This is a genomic window from Exiguobacterium sp. MH3 (genome assembly GCF_000496635.1).
Lineage (GTDB): Bacteria > Bacillota > Bacilli > Exiguobacteriales > Exiguobacteriaceae > Exiguobacterium_A > Exiguobacterium_A indicum.
In genome coordinates this window covers 2587761-2613131 of the sequence record NC_022794.1, presented here as the reverse complement: position 1 = coordinate 2613131, position 25371 = coordinate 2587761, and the positions used below count along the sequence as shown (strand labels likewise).

Sequence of the window (25371 nt, the reverse complement as noted above, 5' to 3'; positions counted from 1 at the left end):
TGTGAGAATCTTCAATCCATATCATACAATTAAATCGACAGGTCAGGATTTTTAGACCGCTACTGACAAATGAGTCAGACATAAGTCATCGCTTTTATTTTGTCCTTCTTCATACTACGAGGAGAAGTTGACCCAGCAAGATAAACCTTCCAATCGATACTTTTCCGCTCATTCCCGAGCTATTTCTAAAAATCCCAGTATCATGCGTCCGTTGCAGACGCATCACGATTCTTGCTAAAATGCTTGATTCAGCTGGCGCGGCCAAGGAGCCGTAACAACGAAAGAGAGGTAGGGCTTTCGTCGTTTCAGGTGTTTTGATCACCTGTAATCCTCGATTCTCATGACAACCAAAAACAACGACACGCTGATGAGGCGTTTTTTTTTTGCCTTTTTTCGGGTAATGCTGAAAGAAGGGGGGTGACGACATGCCATGGAATGAGAACGACTATCCGGAGTCATTCAAGAACTTTGATCCGCCGCTTCGAAAGAAAGCGATCGAAATCGCGAACGCGTTATTAAAAGACGGCTATGAAGAGGGACGCGCCATTCCGATCGCGACATCGCAAGCTGAAAAATGGTACGAAAGTCACAAAGACGAACAATAAAAAGTTGTAAGCGATACCATTTCTTTCATTTACGAAGGATGGTATCTTTTTTTACGAAAAATATACACTATTGAGAATATAATCTGATATTATGAAGAAGTGTCAGAAAATTCAATAGGGGGTCTCATCATGAAATACGGCAGTACGTTTGGAAAGTGGGCATTGGCCGGAGTATTAACAGCAGGAATCCTTCCACAAGCGGGTCTTGTCGGGGCAGAAGGCGAAGGCGTCATCTTGTCTGAATACATAGAAGGAACAAGTAATAATAAGGCAATCGAGCTATACAATGGGTCGGGGCAAATCATTGATTTAGCAGACTATACACTCGTTCAATATACGAACGGTGGACCGTCAGAAGCAAAAATCACACTATCGGGGAAAGTGGATCCAGGGAAGACGTTCGTCATCGCGAATTCGAGTGCGAATGCGGACATCAAAGCAAAAGCACAATTGACGACGGGATCATTGAACTTTAACGGAAATGATCCCATCGCACTGAAAAAGGGTGATGTTGTTCTTGATATCATCGGACCACTCGGTTCATCAACGGATTTCGCAAAAGATACGACACTCGTCCGGAATGCCGGCGTCACGTCTGGTGCTAAAACGTACGAACCATCACAGTGGACGAGCTTCCCGGTCGATACACTGACGAATCTCGGCAGTCATCAGACAGAAGCGGGCGACGTTCTTGCAGCACCTACAGCTTCTCCAGTCGGTGAAGTTGAACGTGGAGATCAAGTGACATTATCAGGTGAAGGAACGATTCATTATACGGTCGATGGCACGACACCAACTGTCGACAGTCCGGTGTACACGTCACCGATTACAATCAACGATGAAGTGACGATTCAAGCAGTTGCCGTCAAGGACGGTAAAACGTCAGCGGTTTCGACATTCAAGTACTATATCGCACCACCAATCACGAAAATCAGCAACATCCAAGGTATTGCGCATACGTCGCCTTACGCAGATCAACTCGTCCGAACGACAGGTGTCGTCACGTACGTCGTCGATGCGAACAACTTCTACATGCAAGATCCGAATCCGGATCATGACAGCCGGACATCGGAAGGGATTCTAGTCTATGCGAAAAACCATGGTGCTGCTGTTGGACAACAGATCGCGACGACAGGATATGTCAAAGAGTGGTTACTTGGCGGATACAGCGATAAAGCAGATACAGACCTTGCTGTCACGGAAATCAGTACGGTCAATCTCGTGAAGGGGGCGCTTAATGAAGGCTTACCAGCAAGTATCGTTCTTGGTGATAAAGGGGTCTTGATTCCGACGCAAGTCGTCGACAATGATTCCTTCGCGCAGTTTGATCCAAAAGAAGATGCGATCGATTTATACGAAAGCTTAGAAGGTATGCGTGTCGCTTTACCGAACGCAATCGTCACAGGGCCGCAAGCAAACCGAACAATCCCAGTTCGGACACAAACAGACGCAAACAAGGTCTACACAAAACGTGGCACACCAATCCTGACGAAGGATAATGTCAACCCAGAACGTCTCTTTGTCGAGATGGGCAGCTCGTCGTACCGTGCGAAAGCTGGTGATACATTCGATGGAACAATCGAAGGCGTCATGAGCTATAACTATTCGGCCTATAAAGTACTCGCCAAAGCAGCGGACCTTCCGAAACTCGTCACGAGCGAAGTGGAGCGTCAACCGACGAACATCAAGACGGGGGAATCACGCTTGACGGTTGCTTCGTACAACGTCGAGAACTTCGCCTCAACGGCAGACACTGGAAAAGTCGATCGTGTCTCAGAAGGCATCGCGACATTCCTGAAGACGCCGGACATCGTCGGTTTGACAGAAATGCAGGATAATGATGGTGCGACGGATAGCGGAACAGTCGACGCATCAAAATCATTCGAGACATTGATTGCAGCAATCGAAGCAAAAACAGGTGTCCGCTATGCCTATACGGACATCGCGCCTGAAGATAAGAAAGACGGTGGACAGCCGGGTGGAAACATCCGTGTCGGATTCCTTTACAACCCGGCGCGTGTATCGCTCGCACCAGGTGAAAAAGGTGGTGCAACGGAAGCTGTTGCGGTGGAGAACGGCAAGCTGACGAAAAACCCGGGTCGCATCCAGCCGACGGATCCGAACTTCGCCAGTTCTCGAAAACCACTCGTCGCGGAATTCCTCTTCAACGGTGATTCGTATCACGTCATCGTCAACCACTTCAACTCAAAAGGTGGCGACGGAGCTGACTTCGGTAAGAACCAACCGGTCGTACGTAAGAGTGAAGTCCAGCGTCATGCGATCGCGAACATCGTCCAAGATTTCGTCTCTGAATTGAAAACGGAAGTCAAAGACTCGAACGTCGTCGTTCTCGGTGACTTGAACGACTTCCAGTTCTCAGAAACGCTAAATATCCTGAAAGGGAAAAACCTCTGGAATACAGTCGATGATCTTCCAGAATCCGAGCGATACTCTTACGTCTATAACGGAAATGCTCAAGTGCTCGATCACATCTTGATCTCGAACAACTTAAAACGTTATACGTCTTCTGATATCGTCAACATCAACTCGGAGTATATGGAAGCAGACGGTAGCGCGAGTGACCACGATCCGGCGATCATCTCGATTCAAGGTGCAGAGACAGCCGTTCCGGTCAAAGGCATCGCAGAAATCGGAAAATGGCGTGCCGTTCAAAAAGGAAAACATATCTTCCTCGAATGGAAATTAGGTCGTCATTGGTTAAAAGCGAGCGGAACAACTGGAGAGCAACAAGGTGAGTTGCTCGCACTGCGTGTATCGCAAGATCGACCATATATTCAAGTGAAGACGAAAAAAGGAAAAACGATTTGGTTAGAACTTTCTCATTTCTATCGTTTGAAAGAAACAACGAAATATCAATGATGAAAAGCGGACTTAACGGTCCGCTTTTTTGCGTGACGAGAAAAAGAGAGAAAGAAAAGAAAGTGTGCTAATCGAAAGTGTCGAGATTAACGCGACAGGAAGAGGGATGACGCGGAACATATACGTGAAGTGTACCATGATCAAAAATAGGATAATGGCGAGACCAGGAATGAATTGTTTGCAAAGCAACATACCAGAACCAGGAACGAGTAACTCAAAACCGAGTCGTTGATTCAATCGTACATCTTCGTGTGCATTCGCTAAACTGAATGAAACCGTCAACACGACGAGAATCATCCATCCAGAAAATAAATATTGCTGAATCGGTAAAAAGGCGATGGACTCATAAATGAAATACAGTAAAACCATAGGTCAACTCCTTCATTTCATTATGTTATTTGGAAAAGCATTGAAAGTTTGGCTTACGAATTCTAATGATACCGAGTAAGAATTCCGAGAGCAATCAAAAATCTCGAATGATGAAATAAAAGAATGTTCACACATTTTAAGAAAAGGGAAAGATGGTTTAGTATATGTACTAAATACTTTTAAGAATCCTCTTAACGAAAGCATTTTAATAATATGAGAACGTTCTCATAAAACGTGTCTAATTTGTGAACGGAAAATGTGATTTAGACAATTAAGAGCCAATGACTGTTCGAAAGAATCATTTTCTTTTAAAATAAAGGTAATGATTAAAGGAGGCGAAACGAAGATATGAAAAAATGGTTGATCGTCGGAGTAGCAGCAGTAGCTTTTTTCGGCTACGAGAACATTCCAATGGAACAGGCAGAAGCCGATTATCCGAAAAGTGGCGGCAAGCTGATTGATCGATATAGCAGTGAATATCCAGGTTACGACTGGGAAGTCAGGCGAACGTCCAGCGAAGAATTCGTATCGTTGACGAAGGACGGTAAGGAATACGGAAAGTACCGATTTAAAAATGGTATAACAACGCAAGGGGCAGTCTTGAACAAGGATACGGAATCATCGCTGAAGAAAAAAGGATGGACCGCAGTGAAGTCCTACCGTAAAGGCAACACGAACTACATGTTGAACCTGGATCATGCAGCCGTCTATGAGAAGAAGGGGAATTACGTCACCTATTTCTTCGACCAACATGATGGGAATAAGGTGAAAGCGACACTGTCGATTCCGAAAGACGTCGAAGCGAAGAAAAAGGGTTTCTATGGTACGGCTTCGAATGCGTTACGAACGACGGATGAGAAGCTGATGCTACGATTGATGAACTGGGAACGGGCTGACTACAAGTTAAATCCGTTGGCTCCGTATACGGCACTGAAGCCAGTGACACGCGGTCATAGCGAAAATATGGCGAAGAATAATTTCTTCGCACATACGGATCCGCAAGGGCGTGATCCGTTCGACCGGATGAAGCGTGAAGGAATCAGGTTCAGCTATGCTGGTGAAAATCTATCAATGGGCTATCCGAATGTCTTTGCATCACATTGGGGCTTAATGAATTCAAAAGGGCACCGAGAAAATATTTTGAAAAAAGAGTACAAACAAGCTGACATCGGTGTGGCTTTCCGGAGTAACGCGCCATACTTCACGATTAATTTCCGAACACCTTAAAATAGAAAAATGGAGGACGATATTTCACGATGTCGTCCTCTTTTTCATGAAGCGATGTGTTTTACACTAAAGGCAGGAGGTGGGGATGTTGGAAATCCGTCGATTGAATCCAGAAGATGCAGTACTCTATAAAGCGTTGCGATTAGAAGCCTTACGAAACCATCCTGAGGCATTTGGCTCTGATTATGAATCAGAAAAAGATCGATCCGTCGAACGGTACGCAACTCGTCTTGAAAGCGAACAGTCGATGACGTTTGGTGCGTTTCATGAAAATGAACTCGTCGGTGTCGTCACTATCGTCTGCTCCGAGCCGTTCAAGATGCGACATCGAGCGAATGTATTTGCGATGTACGTCACGCCACGCGCCCGAAAACAACAGGTCGGACGACACCTTGTAGAAGAGGCATTACGTACATTAAAGCAGCATCCTGTAATTGAGCAAGTCCATCTCTCGATCGTCCGGACGAACGAAGCTGCTAAAGCGTTGTATCGGTCGCTTGGTTTTGAATCATACGCGATTGAACCACGGGCGCTGAAAATCGATGATACCTATCATGATGAAGAACTGATGTGGTATCGGTTCTAACACCAAACGACCGGAATTCAAAGAGATGATCTCTCCTTGAATTCCGGTCGTTTTTTACATCAGTTTGCCCATTCAGGCTTGCTGAAGCCTTTGAATGATTTTTCGATAACTTCATTGAAGGCGTCCGATTCGACGGCTGCTTTTAAGTCTTTTGCGACTTGTTTGTCCGCATCTTTCGTTTGGACAGCGACGAGGTTCCGGTATTGTTCGTCCATCGTCTCAAGTGCTAACGCATCAAGTAAGTCGAATTTCGCAGCAAGTGCGAAGTTCCCTGGAACGGCTGAGATATCGACACTTTCGACAGCGCGTGGCAGTTGAGCCGCTTCGAGTGGTTTGATGACGAGTTTCTTCGGATTCTTGACGATATCTTTTTCTGAAACGGTCAGAGGATCAGCATCCGGCTTGAGTTCAATCCACCCTTGTTCCGCAAGCAAGTTCAGTGCCCGTGCTTGGTTCGTCGGATCATTCGGCGTCGCGACTTCAGCACCTGTCTTGACGTCGTCAAGTGTCTTCGCTGTTTTACTGTATAGTCCCATCGGTGCTGTCGGAACCGTGATCAGTCCTTTTAAGTCGAGATTCTTTTCTTTAGAAAACGTTTTTAGATAGATCGAGTGTTGGAACAAGTTGGCGTCGATATTGCCGCTACCGAGGGCGATGTTCGGTTGAATGTAATCGCTGAACTCGACGATTTCGACTTTATAGCCTTTCTTTTCGAGTTGTGGCTGAATCGCTTGTTTGACCATGTCGCTATACGGACCGCTCGTCGCCCCGATCTTGATCGTCTTGTTTTTTTCATCAGCGCTGCTGTCTCCACATCCTGCGAGGACTCCTGCACCGAGTAAGGCTGTTGCTAAAAAGGCATATCGTTTTTTCATGATTCCACTCTCCCTTTGTATGTGTGATTAGCGTTTATCTGTTTTTCGCGCCAGTTGATTGCCAAGTGCTTGAATACTTTGAACGATGACGATGAGCACGACGATCGTCACGATCATGATGAGATTATCGTAGCGATAGTAACCGAAACGGATCGCGAGGTCACCGACACCACCGCCGCCGACGATACCAGCCATCGCTGAGAAGCCAATCAAGCTGATCGTCGTTAATGTGATGCCCTGAATGATGCCAGGGAGTGCTTCCGGTAAGAGGACACTGACGATGATCCGCAATGGTTTCGCCCCACAGGCTTCCGCTGCTTCAATCAAACCAGGCGGAATCTCGCGGAGTGATGTTTCGACAAGGCGTGCGAGAAACGGAATCGCTGCGACACTAAGGCTGACGGACGCTGCCGTCGGACCGATTGTATTGTCGAGTAAGAACTTCGTCAACGGAATGAGGGCAACCAGCAAGATGATGAACGGTAGCGACCGGACGATGTTGACGACGAAGTCAAGAACACGGCGGACGGCAAGGTTTTGAAAAAATAATCCGCGGTCGGTGACGAACAAGAGAATTCCGAGCGGAATCCCGACGACCAATGCGAAAGCAAGTGAAATTCCGACCATCCATGCTGTCTCGCCGAGTGCCTTCAAGAGCTCAGGTAACATCGTTTGAATACGATCAAGCCACATCCTGAATCACCTCGAGTGCATGAAGTTCCGTCGCGAGCCAGTCGAGGGCAAGAGCGATTTGATTGGATGATCCCGTCAAGCTGACAATGAGGACACCGAAGGCGACGTCTTGAATGTAGTCGACCTTGCCGTGCAAGATACTGACTGAGATATCGTAACGGCGGATCGCTTCTGATAACGTACTCTCACCGGTCTTTTCGCCCGTGAACTGCAAGCGGATGATCTTGCCTGGGGTTGCCTGTAAAATGCGTTCCGGCAATTCGATTTGTAGTGCCGTATCGACATAATGTTGCGTCACCGGATGCTTAGCTTGACTGAACAAGTCATAGGTTGAGGCGACTTCAACGACTTCACCTTGTGACATGACCGCGACACGATGGCAAATCTGTTTGACGACATCAATCTCATGCGTGATGAGGACGATCGTCAACCCGAGTCGTTCATTCAAATCCTTCAGCAGTTCAAGGATCTGTAGTGTCGTAACGGGGTCAAGAGCGGATGTCGCTTCATCACATAACAAGACGGTCGGATTGTTTGCGAGTGCCCGGGCAATCCCGACGCGCTGTTTCTGCCCACCGCTTAATTGACTCGGGAAGTTCGTCTCAAATCCTTCAAGTCCGACGAGCGAGACGAGTTCGCGAATCCGCTCCGGGAAATCTGCTCGTTTGACGCCAGCGGCCTTGAGCGCAAAAGCGATGTTATCCGCGACGTTGCGCGACTGGATCAATTGGAAATGCTGAAAGATCATTCCTGTCCGCAAGCGAAGTTGACGCAAATCTGCTTTTGACATCCCGCCAAGCGAGACACCGTCGACCTTGACGGTTCCTTGTGTCGGATGCTCGAGCCCATTGATTAGGCGAAGCAACGTACTTTTACCGGCACCAGACTCGCCAATGATTCCGAAGATTTCTCCTTTTTGGATCGTCAAATCGACATCCCGTAAGGCAAAAATCGGGGTCCGGTCTCGGACGAACCGTTTTGTAATGTGTTTGAATTCAATCATCCGCTCATCTCCTCATACAAAAAAAGTCGCTTTTTCCTAGTAGCAGAGCAACCAGAAAAAAGCGACGAAAGTGTAAGATTTCGTAACTTATCTCTCAGAATGAAAATCATTCTGTAGGATGTGGCACCGTTCCTTACAGGTGGTTGCCGGACGTCGTTGGGCCTAATCCCTCGGTCGCTCTCGATAAGTAGTTATGCTGTTGGGATTTACTTTAACGGAAATGATTCCCATCTGTCAAATGTTTTTTCAGAATTATTCCGCAACAGGTGTCCGGAATAGGTTGAGCGTTCCGATTCGATCGACGGCTTCTTCTAGACGTTCGACGTCAGCAATCAAGCTGATCCGGACGTAGCCTTCACCGTGTTCGCCGAAGAAGGATCCAGGGGTCACAGCGACGTGCGCTTCGTCAAGTAGATGATCGGTGAAGCTCTGGGACGTGTAACCTTCAGGAACAGGAAGCCAGACGAAGAAGGAACCGCCCGGGCGTGGTCCACTCCAGCCGATTGCATCAAGTTTTGCGAACAACGCATCGCGTCGTGTTTCATACAAGCGACTTAACTCACGGACGCACGTCTGGTCACTCGTGAGGGCGACGGTCGCCGCATGCTGAATCGGTGTGAAGGCACTGACGTAGAGATGTTCTTGGTACGTTTCGATGCTTGAGATGACGGACGGATTTCCGATGGCAAAGGCAATCCGGAAGCCGGACATGTTGAAGCGTTTTGAGAGTGAGAATAGCTCGATTCCGACGTCTTTTGCCCCTTCCGTCTGCAAGAAACTTCGCGTCGGACCATCGAAACTGATACCGCCGTATGCTAAGTCATGAACGACACAGATATCATGGGCATCGGCGAAAGCGACTGTCTGTTCGAAGGCTTCTGCCGTCGCGGTCGCACCCGTCGGATTACTCGGGTAGTTGAGGAACAACATCCGGGCACGCTCAACGTCCGTCGTATCAAGTAAGTCATAATCCGGCAAGAAATCATTTTTCTCGAGCAACGGAAGCGTAATCGGGTAAGCGCCAGCAAGTGCTGCACCAGACAGGTAATCCGGGTATCCTGGATCCGGGACGATGACACCTTCTCCAGGGTTGACGATCGTCTGCGGTAAGGCGACGATTCCGGCTTTACTGCCGAGGAGAATCGCGACTTCCGTTGCCGGATCGATCGTGACACCGAATTCAGTCGCGTAAAAGTTTGCGACAGCTTGTTTTAGAAAATCATGTCCACGAAATGGTGGATATTGAAGGTTCGTTGGCTCGTCGATGGCTTGTTTTAAGGCATCGAGAATATGTACAGGCGTCGTTTGGTCGGGTGTTCCTTGACCAAGTGTGATGACATCATGTCCGGCAGCTTTTACAGCACCGATTCGGTTCGCAAGTTCAGCGAAGACGGGAGCAGGAAGCCGATCAATGGCGATGGATGGAGCGAAATGTTTCATGGATGAATGCCTCCTTCGTGGTATTGTCGTCAAGGATAACGAATATTCAGTCAAAAGAAAAGAACTTTTTCGAAATTTAAAAAAATTGTCGGATAAACAGGTACAGATAAGTGGAGCGGGAATAAAGAGTAGGGAGAGGAGTGGGAAGATGAAGCGAGCTAACTGGAAAGAGGCAGTCGTCTATCAAGTCTACTGGCGTAGCTTTAAAGATTCGAACGGGGATGGGATCGGTGATTTAAGAGGTGTCATCGAGAAGCTTGATTACATCGCTTCACTTGGTGTCGATGTCGTGTGGCTGAATCCATGTTATCGTTCCCCGGACGTCGATAACGGCTATGATATTGCCGATTATTACGAGATCATGAAAAAAGCGGGAACGATGGGAGATCTCCAGGAGTTGATCACGGCTGCTCATGCCCGTGGATTAAAGATCATTCTCGATTTAGTCGTGAACCATACGAGTGACCAGCATGCCTGGTTCCGTCAGTCATGTGAGCGGATCAACGATAAGGATGACTGGTACATCTGGAAAGACGGCACGAAAGAGACGCCTCCGAACAACTGGCGCTCGTACTTTGCGCCAAGTCCGTGGACGTGGAGTGAAGAGCGCGGGCAGTATTATTTTCATTCCTTCGCCAAAGAACAACCGGACTTGAACTGGGAGCACCCAGCTGTGAGGCAAGCAATCTACGATATGATGAACTGGTGGATTGCTCAAGGGATCGACGGCTTCCGGATGGATGTCATCAACTTGATCAAAAAACGGTCGTTCGAGGATGTCGCCAATCCGTTTGATCTCTCGTACCTTGGGAATCAGCCAGGTGTGCATGACTTCTTGCAGGAGATGCATGCGAATGTTCTCGCTGGTAAAGACTTGTTTACAGTCGGTGAGATTCCGTTCGTCGGTCCAGAAGATGGACTGTTATATGTCAGTGACGAACGAAAAGAACTCCGGACACTGTTTCACTTCGAAATCGCGGACGACATGGAAGCGATGGATCTCTTACGATTCAAGGAGATTCAAAAACGCTGGTACGACGTCTTATACCCATTAGGTGTCAATTCACAGTTCCTCAACAACCATGATCATACACGACAAGTGACGCGCTTCGGCAGTGAACGATACCGGGTTGAGAGTGCGAAACTACTCGGTTTGATGTTGCATACGTTACCGGGCATTCCATACGTGTATCAAGGAGAAGAGATCGGGATGACGGGGATTCGCTTCTCGGATCCGTCGCTTTATCAGGACGTCGCCTTTCGGAATCGATACGCGGAGCGCGTCGCTGGCGGAGAGGACCCAGAGGTCGTGCTCTCATCGATGCAGTTACTTGCGCGCGATAATTCCCGTACACCGATGCAGTGGGACGATACACATGCAGCTGGCTTTACGAGTGGTAAACCATGGTTAGCGGTCAATCCGAATTATACGGACATCAATGTCGCGCAGGCAGAAGCAGATCCATCGTCCGTGCTTGCTTTTTACAAGTCGCTGATTCAGATGCGAAAGGATCATCCGATTATGGTCTACGGTACATACCGAGACTTAGCGCTTCATGATCCGTATCTCTATATCTATGAGCGGGAATTAGAGGGAGAAGTCTGGCGGATCGTCCTCAACGTACATGATGAACCGATGCAGACCGCCCTCGTCTTACCACAGGAAAAGTTGCTCATATCAAACTATCCGGGTAGCCCGGATATCTTGCGTCCTTACGAAGCACGCGTCTATCGTTATACTGTTACAGAACAGACGTGAGTCGTCTGTTGAAAAGAAAAACATCCGCGGACATGTCAGGAACACGTTCGCGGATGTTTTTTCATATGCGTACATTACTTGAAAGGTGATGTTTTTTTCGTCTGTAAGACGTGAGAGAATCGATCGACGGCTTGGCGCATCTCGTAACTCGGTCCGAGAAAGAGCGGACCATGTCCGACAGCGAGTATATCCGGAGACAGTTCCGTCAGTTGATCAGCCGAGCGAAGGGCGACGTCCGGATCCCATGTTGCGAGTGCAGGGAACGGGAATTGCCAGCGGACGTCACCGGAGACGGCGAGTCCTCCTTGCGTCTGAAAAGCATCTCCGGCGATCAACGTCCGGCTTCCTTCATGCCAAAGTGAGATCGAACCAGGTGTATGACCGGGTGAGGCGATGACACTGAGACTTCCGACTTGTTGACCACTCTCGAGCAAGCGATCCGGACGTGTTTTGATGTTTTTCGGAATACCACCTTTTAAAGGTGTCGTTTCGCCTTCGCGTAGCGTCTCGTCCCCACTGAGCAATGCAGCATCGCGATAACTGATACAGACTTGAGCGAGAGGAAAGGCGTTCGCAAGGAAATCAAGCGAACCGACATGATCGGCATGCGCATGAGTCAGGATGATTGCACCAAGCGGTTTCTCTTGCTTTCGAATATAGTGATAGAGCGCCTTTGCGTTGATCCCGAGGCCGGCATCAATCAATGTCAAACTGTCTGCTTCTTCAAACAGGTAGCAGTTGACCGGGAAAAAGGATGGGGTCGTCTGCAGTTGGTGTAAACGTTCGATTGTCGTGACACGCATCGGCTTCACTCCTTCAAAAAAATGAATAGTTTTCTTCTTTAGTATCGTCTGTTTTTTTAGATGCGTCTAGACGCATTATGTGGAAAAAGAGGCATCACCTGTAAAAAGATGATCCCTCTTCTATGAATCATTCAAATGTCACAGCGAAGACGGCACCGGCATGTGGTGCATCATCTCCGTCGGCAGCCGTCGTGACGAGCAATCGATCTTCATAGAAAATCGGGCACGTCGGATTCGAAACAGGGAAGTCGACATGATCGAGTTTTTCACCAGTCGCAAGATTCCAACGGGTGATGCATGATCCAGCATAATGCGCGATCCAAGCATGACCTTCCGCGTCCTTCGTCATACCATCCGGGAACCCTTCTTCTTCTTCAAGGTCAACGGCGACACGTTTATTGGAAAGTGGTGCGTCCGGAGCGTAGTCAAAGGCATAGACTTTTTTTGTCGGTGTATCGATGTGATAGAGCGTCTTGCCATCTTCTGACCAGACGAGTCCATTCGAGTTCGTCAAGTCTTCGTGCAAGACATCGATGGAACCGTCATGACGCAGACGGAACAATCCAGCAGTCTTACCGTCTTCTTCATTAATGCTACCAGCGACATATTGTCCAGTCGGATCGAGCTTTCCGTCATTCATTCGGTCGGAATCGGGCAGTGACAGTTGATGCTCAAGAGACAGATGACCTTCCTTGAGATCAAACGTCCCAAATCCGTGTTCAGCCGTGACACGTAATAAGTCTGGAGCGTCCGTCAAGGCAATTGATGTGATGGCGCTTGGTAACGTGTACGGCTTGAGTGCTTCTGTGGCAAGGTCATATGAAAAAAGAAGTTGATTCGGAATGTCGACAAAATAAAAGCGTTTTGTTTTCGCGTCGTAGACAGGAGATTCACCTGTCTTACACGCGACATCAATAAATACAGATACACTCATGAAAAGGCCTCCTACATCATGTATGAATAGATTCATATGTTGATTGCAACATATGTGGCTTAAAAGGAATCAGTTAACTACTTTCTATACCTGTTATGAATAAAAATAAACCTCTCCTAAATTAATTATGTCATTTATTTACTAAAAAAGGCATAATATATAACGGAGGTGTGTTATGTTCAAGAAAATTTGTATTTTATTAACAACTTTTTGTCTTTTTCAATCTGTCTCTACCACTCAGGCAGAAACGATTTCAAAAGGTGTGACCTATACGACAAAATCAGAAACACTTTCGGGTACACCACAGTTATTTCGACATATAACGGTTCAGCCCGATACCGGTAACTACTGGATGACGACGAAAGGACGAGATCGTGTATTAGCAACAGAATCTTTACCTTCTCAAGTTAGTCGCGTGACAGCGAGCGGGGGTCGTGTCGTAACAGCGATCAATGCCGATATGTATCGAGTAGCTTCGGGGTTACCGATTGGACTTCAAATTCAGCAAAATCAAGTACTGGTTAGTCATAGTGTAAAAGATTCTGCGACAAAATTCCCATCATTCATGATCAACGGACAAGGGAAACCAGAGATCGGGTCGTTCGGTATCATCGGATCTGCGACGACTGATACGAAGCGGGTAACGATCCACTCAGTTAACCGTAACGAGAACTTAGCGAATCGAATCGGTATCTTTAGTTCAGCTCATCATGCTTCAAAAATGCTGAAGCTAATTGAGCCGTCAGAAACGATGAAAAAAGAAATTGCTATCGTCTATTTAAAAGGAACCGCGACATCGGCGTTTACACTCGGGAAGAACTATCAATGGACCGTTGAATCGGTAGATACGACATTCCGTAAAGAAATTCGCTTACCCGATGCTGGAGTTGTCCTCGTCGGTCTCGGAAAACAAAAAGCGGCACTACTCGCACTTGTGAAAGCAGCAGAAGAAAAATCAAATGGTCTGTTATCAACACAATTAAATCTAGTTCAATTATCGAATCTTCAAATGCGTAACGATATTCAAGAAGCTGTATCCGGATATAACTGGTTGATTCAAAATGGAGTTGGATATAGTTTAGACAGCCTAGCATTGAACCATGACCGCTTTTTGATGCTCGCTCGTAAGGCGCGGACACTTATCGGTGCAACATCAAACGGGACAGTTCAAATTATTACGGTGGATCAAGCTCGTCTTGATTCAAAAGGGATTACGATGCTTGAGGCAGTGGAGCAAATGAAGCGTTTAGGTGTAACGTCGGCCCTCGCATTTGATGGTGGGGGATCGACAGAGATAATGGTCAGACGCGCTGGAGAGTTTTTACCTAAAACAGCGAACGTACCGGCAGATGGAAGAAGTCGCTCTATTACGAACGGTTTAATATTAGCCACTCATTATGTTCCATCGAATGTAGCGACGACGATTTTATTGACTGCCCCTAAAGAATTATATGTAGGTGAAAAAGGTGGATTTGGATTAAAGCTGACGGATGCAAATGGACAGCCTGTAGATGCAACGAAGAAATCGATTATTTGGAAAGGGACAGGTGTCAAAGGCTTACAAGTCACGGCACCGCTGACTCCTGGAAAATGGACAGGTACGATGCAAGTTGATCGTGCTAAACGAACCGTATCGATTCCAGTCACGAATCGCTTGACCGGTCTTACAGTCAATGGAGGGCGTCCGATCTTGTTAAAAGTAGGACAACGCCTCGCTATTTCATCAGAAGGATGGCTAAACGGACGACGTGTCGTAATCCCTGCTTCGCAACTCAATTACCAGGTTGCAAACGGAGCGACCGCATCGATTACAAAAGGGAATATTCTTGCAAAGAAAATCGGGAAGACAGAACTAACTGTCTCATCTGGAGGGAAGACGGTTCGACTACCGGTCACCGTCTCTGCTATGAAAAAAGAGGAAGTCATCGATTCCTTCGAACAGGGAGTCTACGAAGCGAAATCTCCTTATGTTTCGAGTTATGCTGTCCGTCTCAGTTCCTTACAGAAATCCAGTGGCAAACAATCACTTGAAATGACATACGATTATTCAGGGTGGAAGAAACAAAACGGAGCCATGTACATTAAAAAAGCATCATGGATCATTCCTTCTCCTGCCCGTGCATTGACGATGGATGTGTATGGAGATGGACGCGCGCCTTGGCTTCGCTCAGAAGTCAAAGATGCTGCAGGAAATCGACATGTCGTGGATTTCGTCAAGAAGGTAGATTGGAAAGGATTTAAAACGGTACAAGCGACACTCGATCCGACGTGGCCAACACCTCTTAAAATCGAATCGTTGTATTTTGTTGAAACGGATACATCGAAAAAAGGAACAACCATTAAGAGTAAGGTGTACTTGGATCAACTCAAAGTTTTATACTAAACCTAAAAAAAAAAACAGGGAATCGGATTTCAATGAAATCTTGACCCTGTTTTTTTTATCAGATAAAAATTACTCTGACGGGTGGTTTATAGTAATTAGCGACTTTTGACAAGAAGATTTACAGCTTCCTTCACAAGCTCTTCTGTCTGACCGTCACCATTTTGTTCGGCGTCTTTTACGCACTCAATTAAATTGGAGCTTACGACGACACCAATCGTACGATCAATCGCGGAGCGAGCAGCGGAAAGTTGAGTAATGACATCTCGACAGTCTTGCCCTTCTTCCATCATACGAAGGATACCACGTAATTGCCCTTCGATTCGGCTGACGCGATTTTTCATTTTGCGATCATAATCCATATATGTTCCTCCGTTTCATAGTAGAACTAACGTCTGAGTAATACCTTTATGCTATGCCCATAACGGTATTACTGTCAATTCTATCGAATTTTAAGATATACTTTTCTTGAAATCAGGGAATATGGATGTGGTGAGGAATTTACTTAGAAAATTGATGAAAACTAAAACGATTTGGTGTTAGCTCTCGTATACTATATGATGAAGCTGATATCAGGAGGAGGAAAAGGATGCATACTCAATCCGATGAATCGCTTTATCATCTGATGCGTAGCGGTGATGAACAGGCACTCGAGACTTTGTATGAGAAGTACGAGCGATTGTTATTTTCATTCGCCTATCGCTTTACGAATAATGATCGATTGTCTGAAGAAGTCATTCAAGAAGTATGGATGAAAATTTGGAATGGTCGTGTTGATTTTGATACACAAAAAGGAAAGTTTTCATCTTGGATTTTGACGATCACGCGTAATGCGGCTCTTGATTGTTTACGTCGTGAAAAACGACAACCGACGATTGAAGTTGAAGAACGAGATGGCGGATATGATGAACCTGTTGAGCGGACCGTCATGCAACGCGAAACTGCAGCGGAAGTGCGGGGCGCCGTAAGTGAACTAAAATCAGAACAACAGGATTTGATCGAACTAGTCTATTTTCAGGGACTAACGCAACAACAAATCGCAGATCAACTTGACTTACCACTCGGAACAGTCAAAACACGTATCAGAAGTGCGATTCAAGCATTAAGAAAACGATTAGATGGGAGGGAACGAGATGGAAGAACGTTGTCATGACTTGATCAATTACTTCAATGGAACACTCTCTTCAGCAGATCGCGACGCGTTCGAAGCGCATCTTGCGACGTGCGAAGAATGTCGCGAAGCACTTTTAGAAATGGAAGGACTCATGCTTCCCATCGCTGAATCGCTTCCGGAGCGTCCTGTTCCTGTAGGAATGAAAGCACGTATTCTTGGAGAAGTTCTTGGTTCAACAGAGACGGAGTCTCCTAAAGAAGAACCGATGACTACTCCAGTAGACATTAAACAAGCACGTCAGCAACAAACGAAGAAAAAGAGTGTCCCACTTGGCTGGTTGATGAGCATTGCTGCCGCCCTTATTCTTTCACTTGGTGCGAATGCCTACTTTTTGTCACAGGAAGAAAGTACAGATACACCGGAAACACTGGCGATGGATGAAATTAAAGGAATGGGAAACTTTGAAAGCAACGAGTCGATCAAGGGATCAAGCATGGTATTTACACAAAACGATAAGTCGTATATGCTCGTTCAATTGAAAGATCTGCCTCCATTGAAAAAAGGAGAATTGTATCAATTATGGACCATCAAAGGTGAGACACCGACTGCGAACGGTATTATTGAAAAAGACGGCGAAGCAGCAGCGGTATTTCAACTCAAAGGTAATGGTGACGTCGATGCTGTAGCAATCACTGTCGAACCAGAGCCGGATTTAGCGAAACCTACGGGAGAAATCGTGGCCTCAGTTGCACTTTAACTTAAAAAATACGAACGGATTCGTCTACGACGAATTCGTTTTTTTGTGCGTTTTACATTAAGAAAAAAAGACTAAAAAATAGAAAATATCAATTAAATCGCATGAAATGCAAGTTTCGACTGAAAATATACTTCATAACCGTCGATACTAAGAAGAAAGTCAGTTCTATAAGGAGAGGCCACATACAATGAATGAATGGATTATTTTAACAAAGCACTATGAAGTGGGCTTAGTTGTACTGTCGGTACTCGTCGCGATCATTGGATCGTATGGATCGCTTGAATTAAATCGACGTTTGGCTAAGGCGACTTCTTTGAAAAAACGAGCGTTATTCTTATCTTCTTTGACGATGGGACTATCGATTTGGGGGATGCATTTCGTTGGTATGGGTGCTTTCGCTTTACCCGTCACGGTTCGTTATGACTGGATTTTAATGTTCTTATCCGTCATTCCAGCTATTTTAGCTGCCTTCATCGCCTTTTATCTACTCTACTCATCAGCGATTACACGAAACAAAGTCATTTTAGCAGGTTCTTTGATGGGCGTAGGTATTGCGATGATGCATTATCTTGGGATGATGGCAATGGATTTTGGTGGCGCGATTCGTTATGAAACAGGGTTGTTCGCTCTATCCATCCTAATTGCGATCACTGTAGCATATGTTGCCTTGTTACTCTTACATCGTCTACGACATGTTGATAAGAAAAGAATTCTTATTCCCATTGCGATTGTAATGGGCTTTGCTATCTCTTCCATGCATTATGTAGGTATGTTAGGAACATCTTTTTGTATCCCGATTGATCAAGCAGGACGTATTGGTGATGGTCCTATTACATCGAATATTTTAAACGATGTAGCCATTCCGGTATTTTTGATTTTGATCTTAATCGCTGGACTCTATATTCATTTAGAACGACGTGCCTTACAGATGATGGCATATACTGATCATTTGACCGGTTTGCATAACCGTAGATGGTTAGATCACCATATGATAAAAGTAGATGCGCATTACGGAAAGTCTAAAGACGAGATGGCGATGGCTATACTTGACCTGGACGGGTACAAATGGGTCAATGATACGTTTGGTTTTGATAAAGGAGATGCCGTCATTCGTGAGTTTGCAGATCGGATGCGTGCGTCCTTATCGGAAGATGAAGCATGTATTCGTTATAATGGAACGCAGTTTTTTCTTATCAAAAAAGTACCTACTGATGCATTACTTCGTACTTTCGAACAAATTTTAGAAGATATTCGACAACCGATTCACTTAGATGATCAACCAATCCATTTGACAGCAACGATGGGTGTCATCTTACCGGATATGGGAGAAACGTTAGAAATGCGAATTGGTCAAATGGAAAGTGCTCTCCGGGTCGGCAAAAACGAAGGAAGAGATCGATTCATCGTGTACGATGATTCCCTGCATTCCGACAAAAGAGAGCAATTGATCGTCGGTTCCTTACGCCGGGCGATGACGGATTTCAAGGAGTTCGCTCTCGTCTACCAACCGAAGATCGCACTCGCGACAGGCAAGGTGGATCAGGCGGAAGTTCTAATTCGCTGGAATCATCCGAAGTTCGGTTTCATCTCACCGGCGGAATTCATTCCACTTGCTGAAAAGTATAGTTTAATTCATCGTTTGACCGAGTGGGTGTTGAAGGAGACCGTTGCACAGATGGAGATTTGGAAGAAAGAAGATTATTTCATTCGCCAAGTCTCGGTGAACTTATCCGCGATGCATTTCCGATCGGAGTCGCATAATATGATGATTAAAGAAATCGTTCATCATTCCTTGAAGAACGGAAGTGAATTGCAACTACAACTCGAAATAACGGAAACGTCCGTTATGGAGAATCTGGACCGGGCGATGACGATGCTTGGTGAATTGAAACAGCTTAGTCTGACAATCGCTCTCGATGATTTTGGAACGGGTCTATCGTCGCTAACGCACTTGAAGCATTTGCCGATCGATATCTTAAAAATCGACAAGTCGTTCATCGATGAAGTCCCACATGACGAACGGGGAACAGCGATTACGGAAATGATCATCCAGCTTGCGAAGAGTCTTGGGATCGAAGTCGTCGCAGAAGGTGTCGAAACGCTCGAACAGCATCTCTTCTTGAAACGCCTCGGTTGTGATTATGGACAAGGCTATTACTATAGTAGACCGATGCATGTGAAGGATTTAAATCAGCAAGCGATCGAAGAGACCGTTCTAAATGTCGGATAAGGCAATCCAAACATGACTTTCGTTCGTATACTAGATAAGCATGCGAGGATGATGCATGCGACGTCTGGGGGGACGCAAAGCGCTGGGATATTACCAGCTCGTGCACGACGCAGACAGACATCTAGTACATTCAATCATACTCAGACCATCTAGCTTTCGACGCAGCACCTGTCTGTTCGAACACAAACAAAGGCAACTTCCACGACGGAAGTTGCCTTTTTCATTTGCGCTTATGAACGAACCGTCAGGACGCAGCCTGTTTGATCCGTCACGAGCACATTCGTATTGAAGTATTGGCCATCACTTTTTAGGATGAGCGCTTTTTTCTCCGCGTTGTAATCGAGTGTCATTTCTTGATCGAGGAAATGACTCGACCACCGCTTGACGAGAACGGGACCGACGTTTGAATCAATCGTCATGTCTTCGGATGTCGCTTCATCGACGATGCGAATACTGAAAATACCAGAGTTTCCGCAACCACAACCCTCTGTATCGTAATAGAGATGCAGTAGACCGGATACTTCACCGCGTAATTGGCGGATTCGCTCCTGAGCAGACGGTGTAAATGTAATGTTCATGGTCATTCACTCCTTTCCTTTATTATACGCCGTTTGAACGAGAAAGGAACGTCACTTGCTCACGCTGACTTGGCGGCGCATCCGAACGAGAAGGAAGATATAACCAGCTAACAATAAGACGACGCTACCGAGAACCGTCGTATCGACGAGACCATTATCGGACTCGAAATTAATCGCGATATACGCCCAAACGAAGACAAGCGGATAAATCGGATCACGGTTCGCAAACATGAAGAGAAGAGCGATGATGACTCCGACGACGAGTATGATCATCGTCCAACCCGCATCTCCAATTCCAAGCCAAGATGTTACACCTTCTGCATTGATCGTCAGGAAGATGTCGGCAATCGTCGCGACCGATACCCAGCCGAGGTAAAGCGAGAACGGTAGCTTAAAGCGTAATCCTTTCGTCTCACGGTCAATTTTTGAGTAGATGACGATCAAGGACAACAAGAGACCAACGATGACGACAACGGAGACAACGAACAGTTCAAACGTGAAGGAAACGATCCAGCCAGCATTAAACAGACAGCTGATCAAGAACCACGGTCCGATTTTCTTCGCCAGTTCGTGTTCCTTGAACTTCGGAATCGATTGTAAAATCAACCAGATGAGTAGAATCGTATAAATTAATCCCCAAATCGAGAACGCATACCCAGCCGGTTTGAACAATGTGATGATCGAATCAGAGATTCGTCCTGTCTTTCCACCATCAAGGGCGTTCACGGCAATCGTGAAGATGAAGCCGACCCAGTTGAGCCAAATCCATTTATTATTTTTCAAACAAAAAACCTCCTTTATTCTCTAAAGAAGGTTTACCCAAAAATCAAATTCATTAGTCATCACGGTCGGCGCGTCGGGTTCAAAAAGGACATCCCGATCGCTGGATTTCCTGTATGCGAACCGAGAACCGGTGTCAAGTCATCGATCCGGACACGCACATCGTATTGCGATTCGAGGCGTTGTTTCCACTCGAGTGCCAGGTCATACGCTGTCGCGTGGAATAGTGAAATATCCGTGACCTGTCCCCGTTCAATGATTGCGACAAGGTGATCAAAAATCTTCGAATGCGCTTTTTTGAACGTCCGGACGGTTTGATAAGGAACGATCTTTCCTTCCTCGAAGTGGAACAACGGACGAAGTTGCAACAAGTTACCGACGAATGCCTTCGTCGAAGAGATCCGTCCACCTGCTTGTAATTGATCGAGGTTTGCGACCGTGAATTCAATGTGATGATCGAAACGACGCTCGAGAATGATCTGTTCGACGGATTCGATCGAGTGTCCCGCTTCGACGAGTTCGATCGCTTCTGCTAGGAGTTGACCAGCCGGGTAAATGCCACAACGGGAATCAATCGCAATCAGACGAAAGCCAGCAATCTCTGCCCCTTGAACGGAAGCGTTGTACGTTCCGCTCAGTTCGCTCGATAAGTGAACAGCGAAGCCGACGTCGTAATCCTCTTTCAACCGTTCATAATGCTCGGTGAAGCTTCCGATTGAAGGTTGGCTCGTCGTTACCTTGTGTTTTGAGTCAATCCAGCTATAGACGGTCTCCGCATCAACGTCGACACCATCGACGAAACTTTCTCCATCCTTCATGACAAGTAAAGGGACGACCGAAAGATCATCGCGCTGAGCGATCGTATCCGGTAAAATCGTTGTACTATCAGTGATCCAAGCGATCCGCATAACAAGTTCCTCCTTAAATTAGTACCTGATATTAATTGTAGGTGTAAGCGTTCTCGCTGTCAAATGAACATTAAAAAATATCGAACGTTTTAGTTGATTAAATAATGAAATACGCTATAATCGGTACGTGATTAGTAAACTTTTAGTCATCTTATACTAAACTAAGCCGATGAGAGGAGGACGTCGATTGTACTCAATCGGTCAAAAAATCAAGAACCTCCGTCTTCAAAAGGGATTGACGCAAGAGGAACTAGGGGAAAGAACAGACCTGAGTAAAGGGTACATCTCGCAACTCGAACGGGAAATCAGTTCACCGTCGATCGAGACGCTGTTTCATCTCCTCGAAGTCCTTGGCATCTCACCGAAGGATTTCTTTGATGAGGATACACTCAATCAAAAAGTCGTCTATGGGGAAGAGGATGTCACGACATATGCCGATGAGGAACAGGGGTATCATGTCACGTGGCTCATTCCGGAATCGAATGAAAAAGAGATGGAACCGGTCCTGCTCACACTCGCGCCAGGGGGAGCATTCAAGACGTATGAACCATCAGGTGCCGAGACGTTCGTCTATGTGCTCGCAGGAAACGTCACGCTGACGCTCGGACGTCAGTCTTTTGTAGCAAAACAAGGAGAGACACTTTACTATAAGGCTTCAGAAATCCATCAACTACGCAATGAGTCAACACAAGAGACGAAGGTCCTCGTGACTGCGACTGACTCATACTTATAAAGGAGGAACTAGATTGGCAGATACTACGATCATTCAATTCAAGGACGTTACGAAACGATACGACGATCAGACCGTCCTCGACCAAGTCAGCTTCGAAATCGAACGCGGGAAGTTCTATACGTTACTCGGACCATCGGGTTGTGGGAAAACGACGATCTTACGACTGATTGCTGGCTTTTCGGAAGCAACAGAAGGGGACATCATCTTCAACGGAAAACGGATCAACGATGTACCGGCGAACAAACGTCAAGTCAATACGGTTTTCCAAGACTATGCACTCTTCCCGCACTTGAACGTTTTCGAGAACATCGCCTTCGGTCTTCGCATCAAGAAGGTGAAAGAAGCAGAAATCGCTAAACGTGTGACGGACGCGTTGAAGTTCGTCAACTTGTCCGGTTATGAGAAACGAGAAATCACCGAGATGTCAGGTGGACAGCGGCAACGTGTCGCGATTGCTCGGGCAATCGTCAATGAGCCGGAAGTCATCTTGCTCGATGAGCCACTGTCAGCGCTCGACTTGAAATTACGGACAGAGATGCAGTATGAGCTCCGCGACTTGCAACGTCGTCTTGGCATCACGTTCATCTTCGTCACGCACGACCAAGAAGAGGCACTGGCGATGTCAGATGAAATCTTCGTCCTCAATCACGGTGTCATTCAACAATCGGGCACACCGACGGATATCTATGATGAACCGATCAACCGCTTCGTCGCGGACTTCATCGGTGAGTCGAACATCATTCCAGGGCGCATGGTGGAAGACTATCGGGTCTGGTTCGCAGAAAAGGAATTCGAATGTGTCGACCGTGGTCTTGAATTGAACGAACCGGTCGAGATCGTCATCCGTCCGGAGGATCTCGAAATCACGAACGTGACCCAAGGGAAACTACAAGTCACCGTCGATTCGCAACTTTTCCGTGGCGTGCATTACGAGATCGCTTGTATGGATGAAGTCGGTAACGAATGGCTCGTCCACAGTACGAAAAAAGCGACGGTTGGTGAGCAGATCGGACTGACATTTGATCCGGAAGCGATTCACGTCATGCGACTGAACGAGACGGAAGAAGAATTCGATAAGCGTCTGGAATCCTACGACGGGGTGTTATGATGCAAAAATCACGTAACTGGTATCTCATCCCGTATCTATTCTGGATTGCCTTGTTCGTCATCGCACCGATCGTACTCGTCGTCTACTATTCATTCCTTGATTTGGACGGCAACTTCTCATTTGAGAACTACCAGAACTTCTTTACGTCGACCTATTTGACGATGACACTCAGCTCGTTCTGGTATGCCTTTTTGATTACAGTGTTTTCGCTCTTGATCGGTTATCCGACCGCTTACTTGTTGACGAAAACGAAGCATAAACAGCTGTGGCTACTTTTGATCATCTTACCGACGTGGATCAACTTGTTGTTGAAAGCTTATGCCTTCATCGGGTTGTTCAGTACGTATGGTCTTGCGAACCAAACGCTTGAAGCGATTGGAATTGGACGACAACAGATTCTCTTTACCGATTTTAGTTTCGTCTTCGTCTCGGTGTACATCTTCATTCCGTTCATGATCCTGCCGATCTTCAATGCGATTGAAAAACTGAGTCCGTCACTCGTCTTCGCTGCACGTGATCTTGGGGCGTCGAACTTCACGACGTTTCGGCGTGTCGTCTTCCCGCTGACGCTCGATGGTGTGAAGTCAGGCTGTCAGCTCGTCTTCATTCCGGCGTTATCGCTGTTCATGATTACGCGTCTGATTGCCGGGAACCGCGTCATCACGCTCGGTACAGCGATTGAACAGCAGTTCCTCGTGACACAGAACTGGGGCATGGGAGCGACGATCGCTGTCTTCCTCATCATCGCGATGGCGATCATCCTTGCCTTGACGAGTACGAAACGGAAGAAAGGAGCGACGACTTGATGAAACGTCTGAAACTAGCAAATCTTTATCTGATCGGAGTCTTCATCATTTTGTATGCTCCGATATTCTACTTGGCATTCTATTCGTTCAACAGTGCTGACAACATGACGAACTTCGATTCGTTCACGTGGGATTGGTACAAGGAAGTCTTCCAAGATTCACGTTTGTTGATCATCGTATTGAACACACTCGTCATCGCCTTGTTATCAGCTGCAATCTCGACGATTCTTGGCGTATTCGGAGCGATTGGGATTCAAGCCGTCCGTAAGAAACGGGTCGAGACGTCGTTGTTGACGCTCAACAGCATCTTGATCGTCAGTCCGGATGTTATCATTGGGGCATCGTTCTTGATCTTCTTCACGCTACTTGGCATCCAACTCGGCTTTACGTCAGTCCTACTGTCCCACATCGCGTTTTCGGTACCGATCGTCGTCATTCTCGTCCTGCCGAAGTTGCAGGAGATGAGTCCAACGCTCGTTGATGCAGCGCGCGACTTAGGCGCAAGCCGTTGGGATGTTTTGACGAAAGTTATCTTGCCGTATATCACACCGGGGATCTTCGCTGGCTTCTTTACGGCATTGACGTACTCACTGGATGATTTTGCGGTGACGTTCTTCGTGACAGGAAACGGCTTTACGACGTTGTCCGTTGAGATCTACTCACTTGCCCGTCAAGGGATTTCGATGAAGATCAACGCCTTGTCGACCGTCATCTTCTTGTTTACGTTCTTACTCGTCATCGGCTACTACTTCTTGAACCAACGAGCTGCTACGAAGCTTTCGCGACCGGAGGTGAAATGACCG

The 25371-nt window shown here is 46.6% G+C and carries 24 protein-coding genes and 1 riboswitch; of the genes, 13 read left to right on the top strand and 11 right to left on the bottom strand.

The features are described 5' to 3' along the window. Window positions 1-425: 425 nt before the first annotated feature. Both U719_RS13680 and U719_RS13675 read left to right on the top strand, forming a co-directional pair. On the top strand, window positions 426-605 hold the full coding sequence (locus U719_RS13680; RefSeq protein WP_035396111.1) for a hypothetical protein: 180 nt from the start codon (window positions 426-428) through the stop codon (window positions 603-605). A gap of 129 nt (window positions 606-734) precedes the next feature. Beyond that, complete coding sequence (locus tag U719_RS13675) at window positions 735-3485, top strand: FN3 associated domain-containing protein (protein WP_023469371.1); 2751 nt, start codon at window positions 735-737, stop codon at window positions 3483-3485. A gap of 12 nt (window positions 3486-3497) precedes the next feature. Here U719_RS13675 and U719_RS13670 read toward each other — a convergent pair whose 3' ends face one another. Then, on the bottom strand, window positions 3498-3854 hold the full coding sequence (locus U719_RS13670) for a hypothetical protein (RefSeq protein ID WP_023469370.1): 357 nt from the start codon (window positions 3852-3854) through the stop codon (window positions 3498-3500). Window positions 3855-4202: 348 nt separating this feature from the next. On the opposite strand from U719_RS13670, the gene U719_RS13665 reads away from it, so the two are divergent. Beyond that, a complete protein-coding gene (locus U719_RS13665; RefSeq protein WP_023469369.1) occupies window positions 4203-5081 on the top strand; it encodes a CAP domain-containing protein in 879 nt (292 codons plus the stop codon). An 85-nt stretch (window positions 5082-5166) separates the two neighbouring features. Beyond that, window positions 5167-5667, top strand: coding sequence for a GNAT family N-acetyltransferase (locus tag U719_RS13660; protein ID WP_023469368.1), 501 nt, complete (start codon window positions 5167-5169; stop codon window positions 5665-5667). A 59-nt stretch (window positions 5668-5726) separates the two neighbouring features. Here U719_RS13660 and U719_RS13655 read toward each other — a convergent pair whose 3' ends face one another. The 4 genes from U719_RS13655 to U719_RS13640 form a co-directional block, all read right to left on the bottom strand. Next, complete coding sequence (locus tag U719_RS13655) at window positions 5727-6542, bottom strand: MetQ/NlpA family ABC transporter substrate-binding protein (protein WP_023469367.1); 816 nt, start codon at window positions 6540-6542, stop codon at window positions 5727-5729. Window positions 6543-6569: 27 nt separating this feature from the next. Beyond that, window positions 6570-7235, bottom strand: a complete 666-nt coding sequence (locus tag U719_RS13650) for a methionine ABC transporter permease (RefSeq protein WP_023469366.1) — start codon at window positions 7233-7235, stop codon at window positions 6570-6572. Beyond that, a complete protein-coding gene (locus U719_RS13645) occupies window positions 7225-8238 on the bottom strand; it encodes a methionine ABC transporter ATP-binding protein (RefSeq protein ID WP_023469365.1) in 1014 nt (337 codons plus the stop codon). Before U719_RS13645 ends, U719_RS13650 begins: the two co-directional genes overlap by 11 nt. An 84-nt stretch (window positions 8239-8322) precedes the next feature. Beyond that, window positions 8323-8428, bottom strand: a riboswitch (SAM riboswitch). A gap of 62 nt (window positions 8429-8490) precedes the next feature. After that, the gene (locus tag U719_RS13640) at window positions 8491-9678 is read right to left on the bottom strand and encodes an aminotransferase class I/II-fold pyridoxal phosphate-dependent enzyme (RefSeq protein WP_023469364.1); all 1188 of its coding nucleotides are present in this window, start codon (window positions 9676-9678) and stop codon (window positions 8491-8493) included. A gap of 148 nt (window positions 9679-9826) precedes the next feature. Here U719_RS13640 and U719_RS13635 point away from each other — a divergent pair, with 148 nt between their 5' ends. Next, window positions 9827-11437 carry an alpha-glucosidase gene (locus U719_RS13635; protein ID WP_023469363.1) on the top strand — a complete coding sequence of 537 codons (1611 nt, stop codon included), beginning with the start codon at window positions 9827-9829 and terminating at the stop codon, window positions 11435-11437. A 74-nt stretch (window positions 11438-11511) separates the two neighbouring features. On the opposite strand, the gene U719_RS13630 is transcribed toward U719_RS13635, so the two are convergent. Further along, window positions 11512-12240, bottom strand: coding sequence for an MBL fold metallo-hydrolase (locus U719_RS13630; protein ID WP_023469362.1), 729 nt, complete (start codon window positions 12238-12240; stop codon window positions 11512-11514). 127 nt (window positions 12241-12367) lie between these two features. Then, window positions 12368-13174 (bottom strand): SMP-30/gluconolactonase/LRE family protein, encoded by an 807-nt coding sequence (locus tag U719_RS13625; RefSeq protein ID WP_023469361.1) that lies wholly within the window; start codon window positions 13172-13174, stop codon window positions 12368-12370. Window positions 13175-13349: 175 nt separating this feature from the next. On the opposite strand from U719_RS13625, the gene U719_RS13620 reads away from it, so the two are divergent. After that, on the top strand, window positions 13350-15557 hold the full coding sequence (locus U719_RS13620) for a phosphodiester glycosidase family protein (protein WP_023469360.1): 2208 nt from the start codon (window positions 13350-13352) through the stop codon (window positions 15555-15557). Window positions 15558-15652: 95 nt separating this feature from the next. Here the strand turns inward: U719_RS13620 and U719_RS13615 are convergent, their stop codons facing one another. Beyond that, window positions 15653-15916 (bottom strand): metal-sensitive transcriptional regulator, encoded by a 264-nt coding sequence (locus U719_RS13615; protein WP_023469359.1) that lies wholly within the window; start codon window positions 15914-15916, stop codon window positions 15653-15655. A gap of 227 nt (window positions 15917-16143) precedes the next feature. Here U719_RS13615 and U719_RS13610 point away from each other — a divergent pair, with 227 nt between their 5' ends. The 3 genes from U719_RS13610 (at window position 16144) to U719_RS13600 (ending at window position 19655) form a co-directional block, all read left to right on the top strand. Next, a complete protein-coding gene (locus tag U719_RS13610; protein WP_023469358.1) occupies window positions 16144-16707 on the top strand; it encodes an RNA polymerase sigma factor in 564 nt (187 codons plus the stop codon). Next, the gene (locus tag U719_RS13605; RefSeq protein ID WP_023469357.1) at window positions 16688-17425 is read left to right on the top strand and encodes an anti-sigma factor domain-containing protein; all 738 of its coding nucleotides are present in this window, start codon (window positions 16688-16690) and stop codon (window positions 17423-17425) included. The genes U719_RS13610 and U719_RS13605 overlap by 20 nt, the downstream gene beginning before the upstream one ends. Window positions 17426-17612: 187 nt before the next feature. Then, the gene (locus tag U719_RS13600) at window positions 17613-19655 is read left to right on the top strand and encodes a bifunctional diguanylate cyclase/phosphodiesterase (RefSeq protein ID WP_023469356.1); all 2043 of its coding nucleotides are present in this window, start codon (window positions 17613-17615) and stop codon (window positions 19653-19655) included. Between the two features lie 230 nt (window positions 19656-19885). Here U719_RS13600 and U719_RS13595 read toward each other — a convergent pair whose 3' ends face one another. The 3 genes from U719_RS13595 to U719_RS13585 are packed head-to-tail and all read right to left on the bottom strand — an operon-like array spanning window position 19886 to window position 21921. Further along, window positions 19886-20233: an iron-sulfur cluster biosynthesis family protein gene (locus U719_RS13595; RefSeq protein WP_023469355.1), complete on the bottom strand. Its 348-nt coding sequence runs from the start codon at window positions 20231-20233 to the stop codon at window positions 19886-19888. Window positions 20234-20284: 51 nt separating this feature from the next. Next, window positions 20285-21016: a tryptophan-rich sensory protein gene (locus U719_RS13590; RefSeq protein WP_023469354.1), complete on the bottom strand. Its 732-nt coding sequence runs from the start codon at window positions 21014-21016 to the stop codon at window positions 20285-20287. Between the two features lie 59 nt (window positions 21017-21075). Then, window positions 21076-21921: a DegV family protein gene (locus U719_RS13585; protein ID WP_023469353.1), complete on the bottom strand. Its 846-nt coding sequence runs from the start codon at window positions 21919-21921 to the stop codon at window positions 21076-21078. Window positions 21922-22108: 187 nt separating this feature from the next. On the opposite strand from U719_RS13585, the gene U719_RS13580 reads away from it, so the two are divergent. Genes U719_RS13580 through U719_RS13565 form a run of 4 tightly spaced genes read left to right on the top strand, consistent with a single transcriptional unit; the run spans window position 22109 to window position 25368 of the window. Continuing rightward, window positions 22109-22654, top strand: coding sequence for a helix-turn-helix domain-containing protein (locus tag U719_RS13580; protein ID WP_023469352.1), 546 nt, complete (start codon window positions 22109-22111; stop codon window positions 22652-22654). A 13-nt stretch (window positions 22655-22667) separates the two neighbouring features. Then, window positions 22668-23762 carry an ABC transporter ATP-binding protein gene (locus U719_RS13575; RefSeq protein WP_023469351.1) on the top strand — a complete coding sequence of 365 codons (1095 nt, stop codon included), beginning with the start codon at window positions 22668-22670 and terminating at the stop codon, window positions 23760-23762. Further along, a complete protein-coding gene (locus U719_RS13570; protein WP_029342588.1) occupies window positions 23759-24568 on the top strand; it encodes an ABC transporter permease in 810 nt (269 codons plus the stop codon). The genes U719_RS13575 and U719_RS13570 overlap by 4 nt, the downstream gene beginning before the upstream one ends. Next, window positions 24568-25368 (top strand): ABC transporter permease, encoded by an 801-nt coding sequence (locus tag U719_RS13565; protein WP_029342587.1) that lies wholly within the window; start codon window positions 24568-24570, stop codon window positions 25366-25368. The genes U719_RS13570 and U719_RS13565 overlap by 1 nt, the downstream gene beginning before the upstream one ends. The last annotated feature ends 3 nt before the right edge of the window (window positions 25369-25371 follow it).